Here is a 19,766-nt window from a genome sequence, read left to right on the forward strand (position 1 = left end):
GTGCTCTTTGTGGTTAGATTTGTTTTTCAAGTTCTGAAATTCGTTCCACAGCTCGTTCAAAATCATTGGTCATTGCAATATCGGTTGCTGGAGCGTATCGTGCGAATTCACAATCGTTCATTAACTCCATAAATCGATTGATACTTTCTTCTGATGCGTTTCGTTGTTGTAATAATTCGATGATGTTTTCTTTACTCATTTCAACCGTTTCGATATGTAATTTGGCTTTTAAGAAATTGTGTAACGCTTTCTCCATTGCCATATAAAACGGTACTTTGTCGCCCATTTGTTTTTTAGCTTCCGACAAATATTTCTTAACCAATTTGTTGTTTTGTCTGATTCTATTTCCAACCACATCGGCATCTTTTGCTTCTTTTTGTTTTCTAGCAATCATCACAATCGGAATCAATAATAATGGTGCAAATAACAAACTATAAAACAATCCTGAACCTAAGAAATCTTCTCTAGAAGCAGAAACAAATTCCGTTTTCAACTTATTGAATTGAAATACTTCTTTTTTCTGAATGACTTGTTTATTAGCACTTGGTGTATTGGCTACAACTGTTCCGTCACCTTCCGCTACATCAATGGTAATTTCTTTTGAAGTAATGGTTTTATACGATTTACTTGCCAAATCATAGTACGAAAACTCCATTGGTTTAATCGTATATTTTCCTTTAAACTGTGGAATAATAGTGTACTTATCTGAAACTTTTCCAACCATACCCGTTAATGGCGTTTGTACATTTTCGGTATGTGATGGTTCATACATTTCTAAAGCAGTTGGAACCACTGGTTTTGGTAATGTAAATAATTTTAAGTTTCCTTTACCTGAAACACTTACTTCTAAATCTAAGGATTCGCCTGTTTTTAAAGCTGTTTTTGATGGTGTGACTTTGAAATCAAAATTTCCCACAGCTCCAGTGAAACTTTCAGGTTTCCCTTTTTCTGGAAGTGGTTTTACGTTTATGGTTTGTGTTCCTGTTGAAAGTGATTTTTCAATAACTCGCATTTCATATTCGCCAAACCAATCGCGACGACCGGTTGGAACCTCAGCATCTAAATCGATTTTGAAAGGTTCTATGTTTTTTGTTCCCGCTTCTAATGGATATAAAATAACTTTACGCAACACCACCATGCTGTAATCTTTTCCATTGTATTTTCCACGCTCGGCAGTTAATTGCTTCATATCAATATACTGACTCCAGAAATCGTTATACTTTGGTGCTTTGAAATTTCTGAAATTTCCAACTGTCGAACGAGGTTCAAAATACAACTTGTACACTACGGTAACGGGTTCATTTACATACGGATTCTTAGTTGACATTTCAGCCACTAAATGTATTCCTTCACCATAATTCACATTAGTTGGTTGCTGACCTGGATAGGTTGGCATTTGAATAGGATCGGTAATTGTTATCTTTATTGGGGCCGATTTGTAAACCGTTCCATCATATTCAATTGAAGCGGCACCAATAGTAAACGTTCCTTTTTTTGTTGGGGTTAAATAATAAATAACTTGGGTAGAAATTTCTCTTTTCTGAGTAACTTTTCCGTTAATAACAGTAATTGAGGTCTGATTCCCTTTGTTGATAAAAGGTCCTTCCGCTTTAAAACCTGAAAATTTTGGTGGTTCAAAATTGTCTCCTTCATTATTAATAGTAAAAACTAACTGAATTCGTTCGTTTAACCCATACGAATTTCTTTCTGTTTGCGCTTCAAATTTTACTTGAGCGGAAACAGTGTTATAAAAAAATGATAAAAATAAAACTAAAAGTACCTTTTTCATGAATTACCAATCTTTTTCATTAGAAACCGGACGTGCTTTTACCTTCTTCGCATTTACTTTGTCCTGAACCTTCTTCTCTGCATTATTTACAGCATCTAAAATGTTATCGATGCGTTGTTTGTCGGCGCCACTTGGTTTTGGATTTTCATTTTTATCTTCTTTTTTCTCTCCATCACCTTTCCCTTGCTGGTTATCGCCTTGTTTGTTTTTATTGTTCTGATCGTTTTTATCAGAATCTTTTTTATCGTTTCCTTTGTCTTTATTTCCGTCTTTATTTTCAGGTTGTGGTTTGTTATCTTGACCGCCGCCACCTTTATTGTCTTTCTTTTTATCTTTTGGAGGTGGATTATCTTTATTTTTTCTTTTAGCTAAAGCAAAATTATAACGTGTTTCTTCGTCATTTGGGTTGTTTCGAAGTGCATTTTTGTAAGCATCTGCTGCTAAATCGTATTTCTTTTCCAACATGAAAGTATTGCCCAAATTATGATAAATTCGGTGTTTTTCTTCTTTAGTTTTAGCATGTTCTAAAGCTTGAATGTATCGAATTTGCGCTTCGCCTTGTTGGTTTTGACGATATACACTATTTCCTAAATTGTATCCAGCAGTTGCTTTTTTGGGTGATTTTTTTGATTCCGTTACACGAAAATCGGCTTCGGCATCAGCGTATTTTTTTTCTTTAAATAACTGATTTCCGTTGTATAGATTTTTGTCTTTTTCTTGTCCAAAAAGCAAAATACTATTCAATAGTAGCACTATGTAAACTATCTTATGCATGTTTCTTTTCATTAAATAAGTTCAACTTTTGCACCCATGCTGTTTTTTTCTCCAAAAGAAAAACATCTACTAATAACAATAAAAATCCCAAAGCCAAAAACCATTGATATTGCGATTCAAAATCAGCAATTTGTTGTGATTCAAATTCTGATTTTTCAATTTTATCTAAGGATTTTTTTATTTCCTCAACCACATTTTTTGTAGTGGTTCCTACAATATATTTTGACTTTGTGTTATCCGCTATTTTCTTTAAAACTTCAGGATATAACTTGGTAATTACCGTTTGTCCTTCTTGATCTTTTTTATACGAAGCGATAGTTCCTTTATCATCACGTAACGGAATTGGACCTCCTTTTTCGGTTCCTACACCAATTGTTATAATGCGAACTCCTTTTTCTTTTGCCATTTCAACTGCATCATCCACACCATCCCCATGATCTTCTCCATCGGAAATTAAGACAATTAACTTGCTTGTGTCTTTTACATCAAAGAAATCTACTGCTAATTGAATTGCATCGTTAAAAGCGGTTCCTTGCGAAGACACCATATTGGTATTCATACTTTGCAAGTACATTTTTGCGATGCTGTAATCGGTTGTCATGGGTAAAACAGGATAAGCACTTCCAGCATACCCAACAATTCCCACACGATCATTTCCTAATTGGTTGATGATTTGGGAAACGATTTGCTTTGTTTTTTCCAATCGGTTTGGTGCTACGTCTTCGGCTAGCATACTTTTTGAAATGTCGACTGCAAAGACAATATCAATTCCTTGACGCTTTACTGTTTCCATTTTCGTTCCCATTTTTGGGTTTACCAAAGCAATAATAATACAAACCAATGCTAACAACAAAACTCCTAATTTCAAAGCCGGTTTAAAGCTGGATTTTTCGGGCGCTAATTGTTTAAATAGTTCTAAATCGGCAAAAACAGCTTGTCTTTTTCTTTTCCAAAACAAATTGAATAGAAAAAGTGCCACTATTATAGGTAATAGGGCTAATAAATAAAAATATATTGGACTTTCTAATTCAAACATTGTTTTTCTTTCTAAACGATTCCTCTAAAAACTGAATTTCTCAATAACAACTCTACGCCTAACAACACAAACGCAATCAACACGAAAGGTTTGTATTTTTCATCGTAATTGTAGAATTTTTTCTCATCAATTTCTGTGGTTTCTAACTTATTGATTTCGTCATAAATGGCTTGTAATTTTTTGTTTGATGTAGCTCTAAAATATTTTGCATCAGTAGCTTTTGCAATTTCTTTCATTAAACTTTCATCAATTTCTACAGGCATATTTCTAAACACTAATTTACCATTTGCATCTTTAGCTACAGGAAACATCGCTTGTCCGTTTGTTCCAATTCCAATGGTATATACTTTTATGCCATATTCCTTTGCAATTTCAGAAGCAGTTCTAGGATCGATGGTTCCAGAATTGTTTACACCATCCGTCAATAAAATGATGATTCTACTTTTCGCTTTGCTATCTTTAATTCGGTTAATGGCTGTTGCTAAACCAACTCCAATTCCAGTTCCATCAGCAATAATGGAATCATCGTATTCGATAGTTTTTAGCGATTGTAAAATGATGGTTTTATCAGAAGTTACTGGCGTTCTAGTATAACTTTCACCTGCATAAACCACTAATCCAATTCTATCATTAACACGATCTTGAACAAATGTTGAAGCTACTTTTTTCAAAGCTTCTAAGCGATTTGGTTTTAAATCATTGGCCAACATACTACTCGAAACGTCGATTGCCATAACAATATCGATTCCTTTTGTGGTTTTCGATTTTGAGGTAACGTCAACACTTCTTGGTCGGGCTAAGGCGATTATGATAGAACTTAAAGCTAAAATTCGCAATAGGTATAAAAACGGTTTTACTTTCGCTAAGAATGTTCGGTTTTGTTTGAAAGGTTGCAATGAACTCATTTTTACCGTTGCCGAAAGTTGGTTTCTTTTATAAAAGAGCCATCCTATTGCTATTGGTAAAACCAAAAACAACCATAAAAATTCCGGATTTAAAAAGGTTACTTTTCCCATTATTTTTTAGGTTTTCTTAGTTCAATTGAATTCTGAATTTTCTCGATAATTTCCTTAGCATACTTATCATCTTCTTTGTATATCATAAAAAACTCTTGCGCACCACCAGGTTGTGATAAAACCATAATATCGTATTCCATTTTTACATCTTCTTCTCTTACTGGATCAAAAGCAGTAAAGGTTCCAAATGCTTTTTTGCCCGAAAGTCCTTTTACATTTTCAAATTCACCCGTTTTTACGATAATATTTTTAGCTCCAAAGGTTTCTAATTCTTTCAAATCCGCTTCAAGCGCTAAATCTAAATCTATCTTAGTGGTATCTTTATAAGCGGTTGTAATTAAAACTATAGAGAAATTGTCAATAATGCTTCCATACATAAAACGACTTGTTGCTTTTACATTTTCTGGAAGATTATTTTGAATTTTTTCATCAATTGTTCGTTTTAAAACTTTAGGTGTTGAAATGATGATAGCTGGTTCTCCATATTCGGAAGTAATCCATTCTTTTTCTAATAATTCTTTAGTGGAATGTCCTATGTAATTGTCTTTGATAAAATCGAATCCCACTGTGTAAGCAAAAATTACAATGGAAGCCACCAATAAAAAAACGGAAATTCCGATAGACATCACTAAACGTTTGAACTTTTGCTTTTGCATTTCTTTCTTACGAACCTCTTCTGCAAATAAAATTGCGGCTTGATCTTCAGTTCTTGGTAAAGCTTTATCAATGACCAATAAGAATTTATCGATGATTTTTTTATCCGTTTCTATTTCGAATGGTAATGGTTGCGATTTGGCAAATTTCACCAAGTCCGAATTTTCTAGTACTCTTTTAAATTTATCTAATTCTTCACGATTGACAAACATTTTTTTATCGGCAATCGCTTTTTTTAGTGATTCTATTAATTCGCTCGAGGTACTTTCCATTGCTGGAATATGGATGGACTCTTCGATGTACGTTCTTGTAATATCGGTCATTTCAGAATAGTATTCTTTGACATCACCGCGTTGTACTAATTGTTTTTTATCTAAGTTTTGAAGATACGCAATCGCTTTTTCAATTGGAGAAGCGAAAAACTCTTCTTTTTGTTCTTTGTCTTTTTGCAATCGTTTGATAATAAAGTACGATGCAAATCCAGAAGCCACAATCAATACTAATAAAATCAGCAATTTCCACCATTCGCTCATTGGTTTTTCTTCGATGGCGATGATGTCTTTGATGTCGTACATTTGTTGTTTTGTAGTATCAACTTTTACATCGTTTACCAAAATTGAAAGCGAATCAGTACGGAATTCTTTCTGGTTGATTTTCACCAATAATTTCGGAATCACATAACGCCCCGAATCAAATTGGGTTAACCCGTACTTTTTGATTAATTCGTATTGGTTGTCGTTTTTTACGGTATCAATTGGGTATGATTCCAATATTTCCAAAGCACCAAAAAACTTTCCATCAGGAAAAACCACTTTATCTTTAACGTTTACTTTTGCTTTGATAGTTAAATTGAATTGTGATCCAATTTTAATTTGAGTAGAATCAATAGAAGACGAGATTTGTTGAGAAAATCCCAAAAATCCAAACAATAAAGCAATATATAAGTAAAGTTTCTTTTTCATTTTTCTTAATTACGCGCTTTAAAATAACCTAATAATTTGGTTACATAGCTTTCATCCACTCTTGAACTAATCGTTCCAGCTCCACATTTTGAAAAAATATCCTTGAAATAATCGACGTTCTCACGATAGTATTTTTCGTAATCCATTCGTACTTTTTTTGATGTGGTATCAACTAAAAGTGTTTCTCCTGTTTCAGCATCAATCATATTTACAATTCCAATGTTTGGAATACTTTCTTCTCTTTGGTCAAACACTCGAATTCCAGTTACATCATGACGTTTTGAAGCAATTTTCAAGGTTTGTTCGTAATCTTTCACCATGAAATCGGAAATTAAAAACACAATGGCTTTCTTTTTCAAAACACTAGATAAATATTTCAAAGCTTGCGATAAATCGGTTTTTTTGCTATTCGATTCGAATTCGATTAACTCGCGAATGATTCGTAAAACGTGCGATTTTCCTTTTTTAGGTGGTATGAACAATTCGATTTGGTCTGAAAACAAAAGCAAACCAATTTTATCATTATTTTGAGTAGCCGAAAACGCTAATGTAGCAGCAATTTCCGTTACCATATCACGTTTTAACTGATTTTTAGTTCCAAAACTTTCCGAACCCGAAATATCCACCATTAACATCATGGTTAATTCGCGTTCTTCTTCAAATACTTTTACGAAAGGTTCGTTATAGCGTGCGGTTACATTCCAATCGATAGCTCTTACGTCGTCACCGAATTGGTATTGACGTACTTCTGAAAACGTCATCCCGCGTCCTTTAAAAGACGTGTGATATTCTCCCGAAAAGATATGATCACTCAATCTTCGGGTTTTGATTTCAATTTTTCGAACTTTTTTTAGAATTTCTTTGGTATCCATTTTTATTTTGTTTCAGGTTTCAGGTTTTCTTTGTTTCAGGTTTTATAACTTGAAACTTTAAACTTGAAACAAAAAATTAAGGCACTTCAACTTCATTAACAATTCTACTGATAATGTCTACTGTAGTGATGTTTTCAGCTTCTGCTTCATAAGTAATTCCGATTCTGTGACGTAATACATCATATACTACGGCACGAACGTCTTCAGGAATTACGTAACCTCTGCGTTTGATGAAAGCGTAACATTTAGCAGCAGTTGCTAAGTTGATACTTCCACGAGGCGAAGCTCCAAAACTGATTAATGGTTTTAGACTTTCTAATTTATATTTTTCTGGATAACGAGTAGCAAAAATTAAATCTAAAATATACTTCTCTATTTTCTCGTCCATGTACACTTCACGAACGGCTTCTTGCGCTCTTAAAATTTGCTCTAACGAAACCACTTGGTTTACTTTTTCAAAAGCACCTTTTAAGTTTTGACGAATTACATGACGCTCTTCTTCCATTTTTGGATAATCGATCACCACTTTCAACATAAAACGGTCAACTTGTGCTTCTGGTAATGGATAGGTTCCTTCTTGGTCCACTGGGTTTTGTGTAGCCATTACTAAGAACGGTTTATCTAATTTAAAGGTTTCATCACCAATGGTAACTTGTTTTTCTTGCATCGCTTCTAACAAGGCTGATTGCACTTTTGCAGGTGCACGATTGATCTCATCGGCTAATACGAAGTTGGCAAAAATTGGACCTTTACGGATACTAAAATCATTTTGCTTGATATTATAAATCATAGTTCCTACCACATCGGCTGGAAGCAAATCGGGCGTAAACTGTATACGGCTAAAAGTACCATGAACGGCTTGTGAAAGTGTGTTAATAGCTAAGGTTTTTGCCAAACCTGGAACTCCTTCAAGTAAAATATGTCCTTGACCTAACAAACCGATTAATAATCGCTCAACCATGTGTTTTTGACCCACAATAACTTTATTCATTTCCATTGTAAGTAGGTCAATAAAAGCACTTTCTCTTTCTATTTTTTCATTGATTGCTCTAATGTCTAATGCAGTTGCATTTTCTTCCATATTTTATGTTTTTTTCGAGGTACAATTAAGTTCAAAATTTTAACATTTCAAAATTGAAAAAAAAAATAGTGGTTTGTTGTTAATAATTGGTTAAAATAACAAAGGCAACCACCTGTTGTAGCTGCCTTTTTGTGAAATTTATGATATTTTAACTTAATTATTTCAATTTAGTCAGAAATTGTTTGCGTGCCAATATCGGTATTAACTCCGTTTACTACTACAACATTTTCTATCACTAAAGGAGTGAAGGTTGATGTAGGATCTGGAGTTAATGTAAGCGTGTAAGTTCCTGCTGGAATTCCGTGAAGATAAAATACTCCCTGAGAATCGGTTAGAGCTGTTACTTCAGTGGCACCTACCATAACGGATGCTAATACTTGATAATCGCCTACCTCAACAGCTCCTGAAATAGAACCAGAATTAGCCGTTGTAATTATTCTTAAAACGGGATGTAAATTGTAATTTCCAGAGCCACCTGCTTGTAACACAATAGAATGATTAACATCAAAATCAATTAAAAAATCATAAGTAAAATTTGGCTCGAGCGTTTGATTTACTTGAAGCTTTAAACCTGATTGTTGCGCACTTGGAGTATTAAGTGGATAAGTAATGCCGTTTTTTACCACGGTATTGTTTTCTCCTAAAATAAGTCTGATTTGACCTAAATAACCTGATGGAATTTGACTATCAGACAAAGAAGCGGTAACTCCACCTGTTAAATCAAGAAGATTATATACTCCTGGATTAGCAATTCCAATACTTATCCAATCGTCTTCATCTGTTGCATTTGAATTCTTTATTTTTACATCAAGAATTTCAATATTAACTGCATCATAATCGCCTGGATTATCGGTTATACCTACTTTAATTCTTGAAGTTCCTGCCGTATTTTCATCCGAATCAGAACAGCTTAATGCAAAAACACTAAGCACAAGAATTGAAAAAAAGCGAAATAAATTTTTTTTTAAATTTTTCATGGGACAAATGTTTAAATTAGTATATTCATAATGTCGATATGACACCGATTAATTTCATATAAACAACGCATTATCAATTATTTATTATAAACTTTAACACAAAAAAATAAACTTTATGAAAACTTTGTCAAGAATTATCGCAGGAACAATGAATTGGGGTATTTGGGACAAAAACCTAAGTAGCACAGAAATGGCGCATTTGATAAATCTGTATATTGAAAATAAAATTACATCTTTTGATCATGCCGATATTTATGGTGGTTACACAACAGAAGCTTCTTTTGGTAAAGCACTTGCTGAAAGTAAAATTGATCGCAAAAAAATCCAATTAATTACAAAATGTGGAATTCAGTATGTTTCTGAAAATCGTCCTAATAATTTGATTAAACATTACGAATATTCCAAAGACTACATCATTTGGTCAGCTGAAAATTCGTTGAAAAATTTACAAACGGATTATTTGGATGTTTTTTTGCTTCACCGCCCAAGTCCATTAATGCAAGCAGATGAAATTGCAGAAGCGGTTGAAAAATTAAAAGCTGATGGAAAAATTTTATCCTTTGGCGTTTCTAATTTTACACCATCACAAACCGAACTATTACGTCAAAAAACTGAAATTTCTTTCAACCAAGTGCAATTTTCAGCCACTCATCATGAAGCTATGTTAGATGGAAGTTTGGATTACATGCAAATTCATAATATTCAACCTATGGCTTGGAATCCGTTAGGAACGGTTTTTAGAGAAAACACAGACCAAACTTTTAGATTACGTCAGCTTTTAGCTAAATTAGTAGAGAAATATCATTTAGGTTCCGACATTATTTTATTAGCTTGGATTATGCAACATCCTGCCGGAATTATACCTGTTGCAGGAACAGTTAATTCGGGAAGAATTCAACAATTAATGAAAGCCAAATCATTAGTTTTAGACAAACAAGATTGGTTTGCTATTTGGGCAGAAAGTATGGGAAATAGAGTGCCTTAGATTAGTGCTCAGTGTTCGGTTAATAGTGTTCAGAATATTCAATTGAAAAATGATAAACAAGCGTCTTCTTATCAAAAATCTTTTAGCTCATCATGATGAGAACAGTTTTTATGATAAGAAGCGTCAATTGAATTTACACACCAAAGAAGGAAAAGCTAAGTTTTTAAAACATATTTGTGCGCTTTCCAATTCGAATCCGAGTAATAATTCTTATATCGTTGTTGGTGTGGAAGACGAAACGAATGAAATCGTTGGTGATGATTTTTTTGATGATAGCCGAATTCAAAATTTAGTAAATGCTTTTTTAGAAAATCCTCCTAAAATTCAATATGAAAATGTTCCTTTTCCTAATCTTCCAAAAGATAAAGTGGTAGGTTTAGTGACGATTAAACCCAAATCAAAAACTTCTTATTTTAAAAAAGGAATTTATACTATTGAGGCGAATACCTACTTTGTAAGAAAAGGAAGTAATACTTCTCCTACTACAGAGAAAATTCCGTATTCAAAGCAGAATGTTGAAACGGTTATAAGCATTGAAAATAGTTCGCGCAACAGCATAGAACATACTTTAGAAAGTGTTTTAGATTTTATTAATAATCGCCATAAAGATTTGCCTTCCAAGTACAAAGTTTTTAAAGAATTATTTGTGGTTTGCTGGGCTGGAAACAAGAAGAAAATTCGAGATAAAGTATATTATTCAAGAGTAGATATTGAATTAGTCAACGAACAAGTAAAATTGTTTTACTCGGCATTAGATGAAGTTAGTATTGAATATGACGAAAACAGTTTTGTAATAACCGAATACATAACCTTAGGATTAAATGACAAAACCAGTTATTATCCGTTTGAAAAAGTAACTTTAACTTTTTTTGATAATGGCTACTACAAAATGAATTCAGAAATGTTATTTGAGCCTCCACAATACAATCGGAAAATGTTGCATCACATTTACAATTCGAATATTGCATTACTGAATAAACTTAACAAAGGATTGCCTTTGCAAGCAACAGAAAAAAGAGATTTAGAAAATGTTCCGCACATTTTAATGATTTGTTATTTGAATGGTTTTGAAGAAGCCAAACAAAAACTCATTGATGCTAAACCTCTTTTAAAAACAATAGAAAACCCTTTAGTTTATATTGCTTTTAAAGAAGTAATGCGTATTTTAAGAAAAATGAAATATGATTAAGACCATTTTTTATTTTTCAAAAATAAGATTAAAGCCAAATACGATATAAAAAGAAAAACACCTAAAATGTAAATCAACTCAAATTGAGCATGATATCCAATACACTTTGATAAAATAGTGTTGCTTTCAAAAAAAAGCGTGTTGTAAGTTAAATCGATTACGGTGTAAAGCCATACTAAACTCAAGAACAACAAAACCAAAAGTATTTTTGTGTGCATTTTCATCCTATTATTTATTAAAGAATTACAATGTAAATGTAAGAACGCTTTTTTGATGGATTGCTGTAGATTTTCTGCAGTTTATGTTAAAATTTCATATCAAACCTCTTTTTTTCGCTTCTTTAATAATGTCTTCGTCTGAACCTTTTTCAATATTAAAAAACTCTTTTATGTGGGCTTTTCTTTTGTCTATTGCGCTAACCGTAATATTAATATATTCGGGCATGTTCTTGGTTTTAATTCCTTGTGCCAACAGCGTTATGATTTGCTGATAATGTTCATCTAATAAAAAATCATTTGCCATTAAATCATTAATATTTTGCTGAACTGTTCTGCTTCGATATTTATTTCCGGCTACTATTTGATTGAAAGCTGTTAAAAGTTCTTCTGCGGTGAAATCACTTTTAACTAAAAAACCTTCGGGTTCAATTTCTCTATGAATTTTATAAAGCACAAAAGCTTCAATATGAGACGTTAAGATAATGATTTTAGAGCTAGGCATATACAAACGAACCAAAGCTGCCAAATCGTGTCCTGAATAAATTTTTTGTTCTGGAAAAGCAGGTAAACTTAAATCGATAAAAACAACATCATAAGCCGGTTTGGTTTGGATATCGGTAATTAAATAATAAGCACTTTCGCAATTGTAAGCTGGAGTAACTTGAATTTCAAAATCCAAATCATTAAACGAAAGGATACTTTTATATCCTTCAATCATTGAAGGATGATCGTCAATCATTAAAATATTTAGCTTTTTATTTTCCAAAATAGTAGGGTATTAAGAAGTTGTCTTATAATTTAACTTTTAAACGAACTGATGTGCCTTTGTTTTTTTCCGACTTTATAGTTAATTTTCCATTAATAGCTTCAGCTCTGCTGTCCATATTTTTTAATCCTATTCCTGATTTTAATTTCGAAACTTTAAAACCAATTCCGTTATCGGCTATATGCAAATATAAAAAACCTTCTTTGATGTATAAACTTACCGAAATTTTAGAAGCGTTTGCGTGTTTGTTGATGTTATTTAATATTTCTTGTATAATGCGATAAACATTCATTTTAACTTGAGCCGATATCGTTTCAAACGTTTCTTCCTCATCAATACTGCATTCGCATTCGGTTTGATAGGTTTCTTTTTGATTTTGCAATAATTGTTCTAACAAACTACGAAAACTTCCTTTTGTTAAAAATGATTCGTTGTGTAATTCATGCGCAATGGTTCTAATTTCCTTTTCAATATTTTGAATCCCATTTATATGTTCTAAACACTTTTGTATGGTTTCATCATCTCGTTTTTTTGACAAAATGAACAAATTGAGTCGGGTTCCTGCTAATTTATTCATAATGCTATCGTGCAGTTCTTGTGAAATTCGCAATTTTTCTTTCTTTTTAACTTCATCAATCTCATCTTGTTTGTCTAACATAAGCTTATAAATTTCCTCATTAGCTTTTTGTTGCTCTTGATTAAAAAGCAGTTCTTTGTGCTTACTTCGTTGAAAAAGAATGATGTAAAATAAAATTCCAAAAGAAAAAATAAGCAAAGACGAAATTAAAATAACTTTAATTTGATTAGATATAGCTTCTTTTTCTACAATAATTTCATCCGTTTCAAATTCTATACGTGCTAGTTTATTTCGGGTTAGTCGTTCTTGTTGTTGTAAACTATCGTTAAGTTTGATGTATTCTTTAGCGTATTTTAATCCTTCTTTTGGTTTTAATTTGGTGTAAAAATCAAGCGTAGTTAATACTTCTTTGTTATAATGAGATTCTTTTGCTAAACGATTCGCTTCATCATTTAATTGTATTGCTTTTAAAGTATCTTTTTTTGATAAATAATATTCTACTAAATGGATTCTACTATTGATTTTACCCGCAATATCATTAATGCTATCTCTTATTTTTAAAGATTCTATAAAATCTGTCTCATTATAACTGGTTTTGTTTTTAAAATTTGAATATGCATAATTATCGAGTAATGCAGCATATAAAACTAAATGTTGATTTTTAATATTATCTATTTTTAAACCTTGAGAGAAATTTTTTATTGCTTCTGCGAAATCACTTGTTGATAAATAAACAAATCCAATATTGTTATAAGTTTGAGCTTTTAATATTGAATGATAGTTTGGATCTTCAACATACTCAATTTGTTTTAATGCTTTTTGATGATATTCTAATGCTTTATTATAATTTCCAAGACCTAAAAGAGAACTTCCTAAATTCACATAACATTCATAAATTAAAGAATTATCATTTAATTTAGTTGCTAAATTTAGAACTCTAATAGTTTCTGTTTCACTTCCCAAAAAATCTTTTTCATACAAGAGAATATAGGCTTTATGTAAAATTGTATTCGCTAAATTAGATTTATCCTTAGTCGTTTTATATTTTTTTTCGGCTGACAAAAAATAATAATATGCACTATCATTCTTTGATAATGCAAAGTAATAATCTCCTAAATAATATTCAGCTTTTGCAAGAGAAAGTGTATCTTGATTTAGTAAGCTAATTGATAATATCTTTTTTGTTACCTGCTTATACTTTTCATATTCTAAAAGCATAAAATAACGATTAGCAACTTTAAAATAATTTTTTGTCTTTAATGTATCTTTATCATTTTGCTTTTCAACAATTTTTAAAGCTGAATCAACATACTTTTCTCTTTTTTGATTTGATAAATTTGTATTGTATGCTTCGTTAAAATAAAATTCTAACTTTTCATTTGAAAAAGACTTATCCACATCGGAATTACAACCGATGAATAAAAACACTAAAACTACAATGATTATTTGTTTCAATACTATCTTTTGTTTCCAAACAAAAATAACACTAAATTATGATTGTTAATCTCTTTTAACAATAATAATTGGTGTGGCTTTGTAATCAATCTCTTTTGAAAAGTTGTGTTGAATATCATTGGAAATTTCCTTATTGTTCTCATTATATTTAACAGCTTTTCTGTTTGATATATTTAGTAAAAACAAAATACTAATAAAAAATATACTTAATACTTCGAATGCAATTTTCATAATCTTTTTTTTTAATTAATCTTTTTTTATAACAATAACTGGTTGTGTTTCTTCTACAGTCGGAGGAGGAGTCTCTCCATCTCCTTCCTTAGATTGTATATTTTGAATATTTTCTGTTACTTTTACACTTTCTTCAAGTGCTGCATCATACTCATCAGTAGTACATGAGAAAAGGATTGAACTTACTAACACGAAAGCGAATAATTGTAATAAATTTTTCATAATTGTTTGATTTTAAGTGAGTTTGTTTGTTGTTTAAATTTGTTTTTTTCTGTTTAAAACAAAATTAGAGACAGCCAAAAGATATATTGCTGTAGATTTTCTGCAGTTTATGTTAAAATTTGAATGAAATTATACATATAAATGAGAAAATTCGTACTGGGAGATATTCATGGCGGACTAAAAGCAGTTCACCAAGTTTTAGAAAGAGCAAAAATTACTCAAAATGATACCTTAATTTTTTTAGGAGATTTTGTAGATGGTTGGAGCGAATCGCCTGCTGTTTTAGATTTTTTAATTGAATTGCAAAAAAAACAACCTTGTATTTTTATCCGTGGCAACCATGACGAACTTTTATTAGATTGGTTATTAGGTAATAACGAGAAATTTGATGAAAAATTGTGGTTTCAACATGGCGGAGAAGCAACAGTAAAATCCTATCAAAATTGTGATGCAATTACTAAGTTAAAGCACATCCATTTTTTACAATCGTTACAAGATTATTATTTAGATGATAATAACCGATTATTTATTCACGCTGGTTTTACCAATATGAAAGGCGTTGATTATGAATATTTCAAACCACTTTTTTATTGGGACAGGACACTTTGGGAAATGGTGTTAGCACTTGATCCTCATCTTTCAAAAGATAACATAACGTATCCTAATCGTTTGACACTTTATAATGAAATTTATATTGGGCATACACCGGTCACAAAAATAAATGAGACAAAGCCCGTAAACAAAGCCTGCGTTTGGAATGTTGATACTGGTGCGGCTTTCAAAGGAAAGCTTACGATTATGGACATCGATACGAAAGAATTTTGGCAAAGTGATGCCTTACCAGATTTATACCCTCATGAAAACGGTAGAAATTAAAATCATTATCTTTGTTAGATATAATAAGTTTTTATGAAAAAAATTGTTGTTGTTTTAATCTTAATCTTTAGTACTCAGATTAACTGGGCACAAGGTTTTAGAGGAAAAGGAGATAAAAAATTGCAAGTAGGTATAAATCTTCAAGATCATGCCACAGGAATTACCTCAACTATCGACTTTGGAATAGGCGAAAATATGTCATATGGTTTTGCAGCCACTTATTTATTAAATACCGATGAGATTGCTGGAACTAATGCCGATTTTGAAGACAAAGCCGATATTAAATTTCGCTTTAATGCCAATATTGGAAGTGTTTTAGGGTTAAACCCAAAAGCAGATGTTTATCCAGGATTGAACTTAGGAACTCGTAATTTTGGTGCACATTTAGGATTCCGTTATTTCTTTTCTAACGGATTTGGATTATACGCCGAAGGCACTGCTCCACTAGCTCGATATGATAATAACGTAACTGGATTTGAACATTTTAATAACCAATTTGTTATGCATATTGGAGCCTCGTTTAATTTTTAAAATTCATTTTACAATATATTTTAAAGCAACTTCGTAAAAAAGTTGCTTTTTTTTATGCTGTTTTATTACAATTTATACCTTTGCTTCCAATTATTTATTTACGTAAAATCCATTCAAAATGAGTGTAATAGAAAAAAAACTGAAAGACCGCAGTGGTTCAGTTTGCGAAATTAGTGGTACCGAACATGATTTAGTTGTGTACACGTTGCCACCTCACACTGCAGAAAGTTTAGAACATTCGGTTTTAGTTGCTAAACATTTAAAAGACCAAATTGAAAACCCAGAAACCATGAATGAAAACGATTGGAGAGGGTTATCAGAAAGTATGTGGAACGAACATTTGCCGGTTCAAATTTTATCTTGGCGCATGTTAGCCCGTTTGAAAAATAACGATTTGCTTGACATGATGTACTTAGATGAAGAAGCCTTAGAATGGGCAAAAGCAACAGGTGAAGGCGAAGAAGAAGACGAAAACAAAATTGTACATAAAGACAGTAACGGCGCTGTTTTACAAGATGGCGACTCAGTAGTGTTGATTAAAGATTTAGATGTAAAAGGCGCAACCTTTACTGCAAAACGTGGTGCTGCCGTACACAACATTAAATTAGTTTGGGACGACGCTAACCTTATTGAAGGTAGAGTGGAAAACCAAAGTATTTACATTTTAACACAGTACGTTAAGAAAACGAAGTAATTTTCAATTTGCCGATGTGGCAATTAAAATAGCTAAACGTTTTAAATGAATTAAATTATTAATAATATTATGAAAAAGATAATTTTAGGTTTGGCTATCATATTGTTTATTTTATTCTTTTTAAGAAATTACACAAAAACAAGAGAAGATAATATTAATCAATATAACTTTATTGTTTCAAAAATAAAAATAAGAGATAATGGAAGTATATTGATTAATGACACATTTTATAGTCCGAATTTTATGTTAACTAAAGGGTATGACATAAAAATAAATGATTCTATTGTAAAACCATCAAAATCTAGAGAAATGTATGTTTACAGAAAAGAAAATTCAAATTATAAATTATTCTTAACTATTAAAAGTAAAAAATAATAATACACGAAAATTTTCTAATAACTACATACTCGTTAGCTCCTAATCAAATTCCTTTAAGAACTATCAAAACAAAAAACCCTGCAATTGCAGGGTTTTTCTATATCCAAAAAGTAACTAATCACTTAATTTTACAAATCAAACTTAATACCTTGTGCTAATGGTAACGCTGTTCCGTAGTTAATGGTATTAGTTTGTCTTCTCATGTAAGCTTTCCATGCATCAGAACCTGATTCACGGCCACCACCTGTTTCTTTTTCACCACCAAAAGCACCGCCAATTTCAGCACCAGAAGTTCCAATGTTTACGTTAGCAATACCACAATCAGAACCCGCAGCAGAAAGGAATAATTCCATTTCTCTCATGTTGTTAGTAAAGATAGAAGAAGATAATCCTTGAGGAACTGCATTTTGCATTTCAATAGCTTCTTCAATTGTGCTGTATTTCATTACATATAATACTGGAGCAAAAGTTTCGTGTTGCACGATTTCAAACTCGTTTTTAGCTTCGATAATACATGGTTTTACATAACAACCGCTTTCGTATCCTTTCCCTTCTAAAACACCACCTTCTACAATAACTCTTCCGCCTTCAGCTTTTGCTTTTTCGATAGCGTTTAAGTAATCTTGCACGGCACCTTTATCGATAAGTGGTCCCACGTGATTGTTGGCATCTAATGGATTTCCAATTTTTAACTGTGCATACGCTTTAGCTAAAACGTCTAATGTTTTATCGTAAACACTTTCGTGAACAATTAATCTACGTGTAGAAGTACAACGTTGACCTGCTGTTCCTACCGCTCCAAATACTGCTCCTACCAATACCATTGATAAATCCGCTTCTTTAGAAACGATAATTGCGTTGTTTCCACCTAATTCTAAAATAGTATTTCCAAAACGAGACGCAACTACTTGAGATACGTGACGACCAATTCTAGTAGAACCTGTAAAAGATACTAATGGAATACGCTTGTCATTGTTAATTAAATCTCCAGACTCGTTACCCACTACTAAACAGCTGATTCCTTCTGGTAAATTATTTCTTTCTAATACCGTTTGAATGATGTTTTGACACGCTACACCACATAAAGGTGTTTTTGAACTTGGCTTCCAAATACAAACGTCACCACAAACCCAAGCTAACATAGAGTTCCATGACCAAACCGCTACTGGGAAGTTGAAAGCTGAAATAATTCCAACCACTCCAAACGGATGCCATTGCTCATACATTCTATGCATTGGACGCTCAGAGTGCATCGTTAATCCGTGCAATTGACGCGATAAACCTACAGCGAAGTCACAGATATCAATCATTTCCTGAACTTCTCCAAGACCTTCTTGATACGATTTACCCATTTCAAAAGACACTAATTTTCCTAATGCTTCTTTATGTTTACGCAATTCTTCTCCCATTTGACGCACGATTTCCCCTCTTTTTGGAGCCGGAACCAAACGCCATGTTTTGAAAGCTTCAGTTGCTGCTTGCATTGCAGTTTCATAGTCTTCTTTTGTAGAAGACTTTACTTTTCCAATTAACTCACCTGTTGCTGGTGAATAAGATTCAATGATTTTCCCGTTAGAAAACCATTTTGAACCTGTTGACGTTCCTTCGTTAATTTCTTTAATTCCTAATTGTTGCAAAGCTTCTTGCATACCAAATTGAATTGCTGCTTCAGATATCATTTTATAACTTTTTATTCAGTTTTTGTTAAATTTTTTTCAAAGATAGAAAATATATTTTTTAACCACAAGGAACACAAGAGTTCAATCTTAGTGTTATTTTTTGCCACGGATTTCACAGATTATCACGGATTATTTTTTGTGAAACTTTTTGAAAACCATTGCTTAACCTTGTGTTACTTTTTTGTGAACTTAGGATTCGTTTCCATTACAGTACCACATTTTTTGCAAGTTCTTTTTTCTTCCGAATTGTAGAACGTATTAAAATGCGGTAGAAAATCTTTTTCAATATCGTGCAATTCAAAATAGACTTCATGTAATTTATGATTACAATTGTCACAAAACCACAACAAACCATCGTTGAATCCTTTTCCGGCACGCTTTCTTTCGATTACCAAACCTACAGAACCTTCTGTCCTTGCAGGAGAATGTGGAACTTTAGCAGGATGCAAATACATGTCGCCCGGACCTAATTTCATAGCCTTCTTTTCACCATCTTCCTGAATATAAACGGTAATTTCACCTTCTAATTGGTAAAATAATTCTTCTGTTTCATTGTAGTGATAGTCTTTTCGCGCATTGGGTCCACCCACAACCATTACAATGTAATCTTCTGAATCTATGTATAAATTCTTATTACTTACAGGTGGCTTTAATAAGCCTTTGTTGTCTTCAATCCACTTTTGTAAATTAAACGGTTTTCCTATTGCCATCTTTTTGAATTTAAAAAGGTAAAGTTACTAAAAAGAAAAAAGGTTAGCTGTTCATTTTGTTACAAACTAACCTTATTAAATTATTATCGTTGAA

21 protein-coding genes are annotated in these 19,766 nt (G+C 32.1%); 6 read left to right on the top strand and 15 right to left on the bottom strand.

The genetic code is table 11. The annotated features are described in order from the left end of the window. Positions 1-13: 13 nt before the first annotated feature. The 8 genes from V7P59_RS00555 to V7P59_RS00590 form a co-directional block, all read right to left on the bottom strand. Positions 14-1,789, bottom strand: a complete 1,776-nt coding sequence (locus V7P59_RS00555; protein ID WP_333807634.1) for a BatD family protein — start codon at positions 1,787-1,789, stop codon at positions 14-16. A gap of 3 nt (positions 1,790-1,792) precedes the next feature. Then, positions 1,793-2,563 carry a tetratricopeptide repeat protein gene (locus V7P59_RS00560; protein WP_333807636.1) on the bottom strand — a complete coding sequence of 257 codons (771 nt, stop codon included), beginning with the start codon at positions 2,561-2,563 and terminating at the stop codon, positions 1,793-1,795. Beyond that, a complete protein-coding gene (locus V7P59_RS00565) occupies positions 2,556-3,599 on the bottom strand; it encodes a vWA domain-containing protein (protein WP_333807638.1) in 1,044 nt (347 codons plus the stop codon). The genes V7P59_RS00560 and V7P59_RS00565 overlap by 8 nt, the downstream gene beginning before the upstream one ends. Positions 3,600-3,610: 11 nt before the next feature. Next, a complete protein-coding gene (locus tag V7P59_RS00570) occupies positions 3,611-4,615 on the bottom strand; it encodes a vWA domain-containing protein (protein ID WP_333807640.1) in 1,005 nt (334 codons plus the stop codon). Beyond that, entirely contained in the window at positions 4,615-6,231 is a 1,617-nt protein-coding gene (locus V7P59_RS00575; RefSeq protein ID WP_333807641.1) for a hypothetical protein, read from the bottom strand. The genes V7P59_RS00570 and V7P59_RS00575 overlap by 1 nt, the downstream gene beginning before the upstream one ends. A gap of 5 nt (positions 6,232-6,236) precedes the next feature. Next, positions 6,237-7,103 carry a DUF58 domain-containing protein gene (locus V7P59_RS00580; protein ID WP_333807642.1) on the bottom strand — a complete coding sequence of 289 codons (867 nt, stop codon included), beginning with the start codon at positions 7,101-7,103 and terminating at the stop codon, positions 6,237-6,239. A 76-nt stretch (positions 7,104-7,179) separates the two neighbouring features. Next, positions 7,180-8,184 (bottom strand): AAA family ATPase, encoded by a 1,005-nt coding sequence (locus V7P59_RS00585; protein ID WP_333807643.1) that lies wholly within the window; start codon positions 8,182-8,184, stop codon positions 7,180-7,182. A gap of 167 nt (positions 8,185-8,351) precedes the next feature. Further along, entirely contained in the window at positions 8,352-9,161 is an 810-nt protein-coding gene (locus V7P59_RS00590) for a DUF4382 domain-containing protein (RefSeq protein WP_333807645.1), read from the bottom strand. 115 nt (positions 9,162-9,276) lie between these two features. Here V7P59_RS00590 and V7P59_RS00595 point away from each other — a divergent pair, with 115 nt between their 5' ends. Together V7P59_RS00595 and V7P59_RS00600 are read left to right on the top strand one after the other, a co-directional pair. Further along, positions 9,277-10,146 carry an aldo/keto reductase gene (locus tag V7P59_RS00595; protein ID WP_333807647.1) on the top strand — a complete coding sequence of 290 codons (870 nt, stop codon included), beginning with the start codon at positions 9,277-9,279 and terminating at the stop codon, positions 10,144-10,146. A gap of 49 nt (positions 10,147-10,195) precedes the next feature. After that, the gene (locus V7P59_RS00600) at positions 10,196-11,335 is read left to right on the top strand and encodes an ATP-binding protein (protein WP_333807649.1); all 1,140 of its coding nucleotides are present in this window, start codon (positions 10,196-10,198) and stop codon (positions 11,333-11,335) included. Here V7P59_RS00600 and V7P59_RS00605 read toward each other — a convergent pair. The 5 genes from V7P59_RS00605 to V7P59_RS00625 form a co-directional block, all read right to left on the bottom strand. Next, positions 11,332-11,553 carry a hypothetical protein gene (locus V7P59_RS00605; RefSeq protein ID WP_333807651.1) on the bottom strand — a complete coding sequence of 74 codons (222 nt, stop codon included), beginning with the start codon at positions 11,551-11,553 and terminating at the stop codon, positions 11,332-11,334. The two genes, V7P59_RS00600 and V7P59_RS00605, sit on opposite strands and share 4 nt — an antisense overlap. A 94-nt stretch (positions 11,554-11,647) precedes the next feature. Further along, positions 11,648-12,292 (bottom strand): response regulator, encoded by a 645-nt coding sequence (locus V7P59_RS00610; RefSeq protein ID WP_333807653.1) that lies wholly within the window; start codon positions 12,290-12,292, stop codon positions 11,648-11,650. Between the two features lie 52 nt (positions 12,293-12,344). Then, positions 12,345-14,351: an ATP-binding protein gene (locus V7P59_RS00615; RefSeq protein ID WP_333807654.1), complete on the bottom strand. Its 2,007-nt coding sequence runs from the start codon at positions 14,349-14,351 to the stop codon at positions 12,345-12,347. A gap of 45 nt (positions 14,352-14,396) precedes the next feature. Further along, the gene (locus tag V7P59_RS00620) at positions 14,397-14,582 is read right to left on the bottom strand and encodes a hypothetical protein (RefSeq protein WP_333807656.1); all 186 of its coding nucleotides are present in this window, start codon (positions 14,580-14,582) and stop codon (positions 14,397-14,399) included. Positions 14,583-14,597: 15 nt separating this feature from the next. Beyond that, positions 14,598-14,804 carry a hypothetical protein gene (locus V7P59_RS00625; protein ID WP_333807658.1) on the bottom strand — a complete coding sequence of 69 codons (207 nt, stop codon included), beginning with the start codon at positions 14,802-14,804 and terminating at the stop codon, positions 14,598-14,600. A 141-nt stretch (positions 14,805-14,945) separates the two neighbouring features. Here V7P59_RS00625 and V7P59_RS00630 point away from each other — a divergent pair, with 141 nt between their 5' ends. The 4 genes from V7P59_RS00630 (at position 14,946) to V7P59_RS00645 (ending at position 17,280) form a co-directional block, all read left to right on the top strand. Continuing rightward, on the top strand, positions 14,946-15,680 hold the full coding sequence (locus V7P59_RS00630; RefSeq protein ID WP_333807660.1) for a metallophosphoesterase family protein: 735 nt from the start codon (positions 14,946-14,948) through the stop codon (positions 15,678-15,680). A 33-nt stretch (positions 15,681-15,713) separates the two neighbouring features. Further along, positions 15,714-16,211: a DUF6646 family protein gene (locus V7P59_RS00635; protein ID WP_333807663.1), complete on the top strand. Its 498-nt coding sequence runs from the start codon at positions 15,714-15,716 to the stop codon at positions 16,209-16,211. Between the two features lie 118 nt (positions 16,212-16,329). After that, positions 16,330-16,905, top strand: coding sequence for a PhnA domain-containing protein (locus V7P59_RS00640; protein ID WP_333807665.1), 576 nt, complete (start codon positions 16,330-16,332; stop codon positions 16,903-16,905). 69 nt (positions 16,906-16,974) lie between these two features. Beyond that, a complete protein-coding gene (locus tag V7P59_RS00645) occupies positions 16,975-17,280 on the top strand; it encodes a hypothetical protein (protein WP_333807667.1) in 306 nt (101 codons plus the stop codon). A 131-nt stretch (positions 17,281-17,411) separates the two neighbouring features. Here the strand turns inward: V7P59_RS00645 and amaB are convergent, their stop codons facing one another. Then, a complete protein-coding gene (gene amaB, locus V7P59_RS00650; protein ID WP_442902404.1) occupies positions 17,412-18,962 on the bottom strand; it encodes an L-piperidine-6-carboxylate dehydrogenase in 1,551 nt (516 codons plus the stop codon). Positions 18,963-19,135: 173 nt separating this feature from the next. Continuing rightward, positions 19,136-19,672 (bottom strand): 3-hydroxyanthranilate 3,4-dioxygenase, encoded by a 537-nt coding sequence (locus tag V7P59_RS00655; RefSeq protein WP_333807669.1) that lies wholly within the window; start codon positions 19,670-19,672, stop codon positions 19,136-19,138. Positions 19,673-19,766 lie beyond the last annotated feature (94 nt).

The organism is Flavobacterium sp., from assembly GCF_036782315.1.
Classification (GTDB): domain Bacteria; phylum Bacteroidota; class Bacteroidia; order Flavobacteriales; family Flavobacteriaceae; genus Flavobacterium.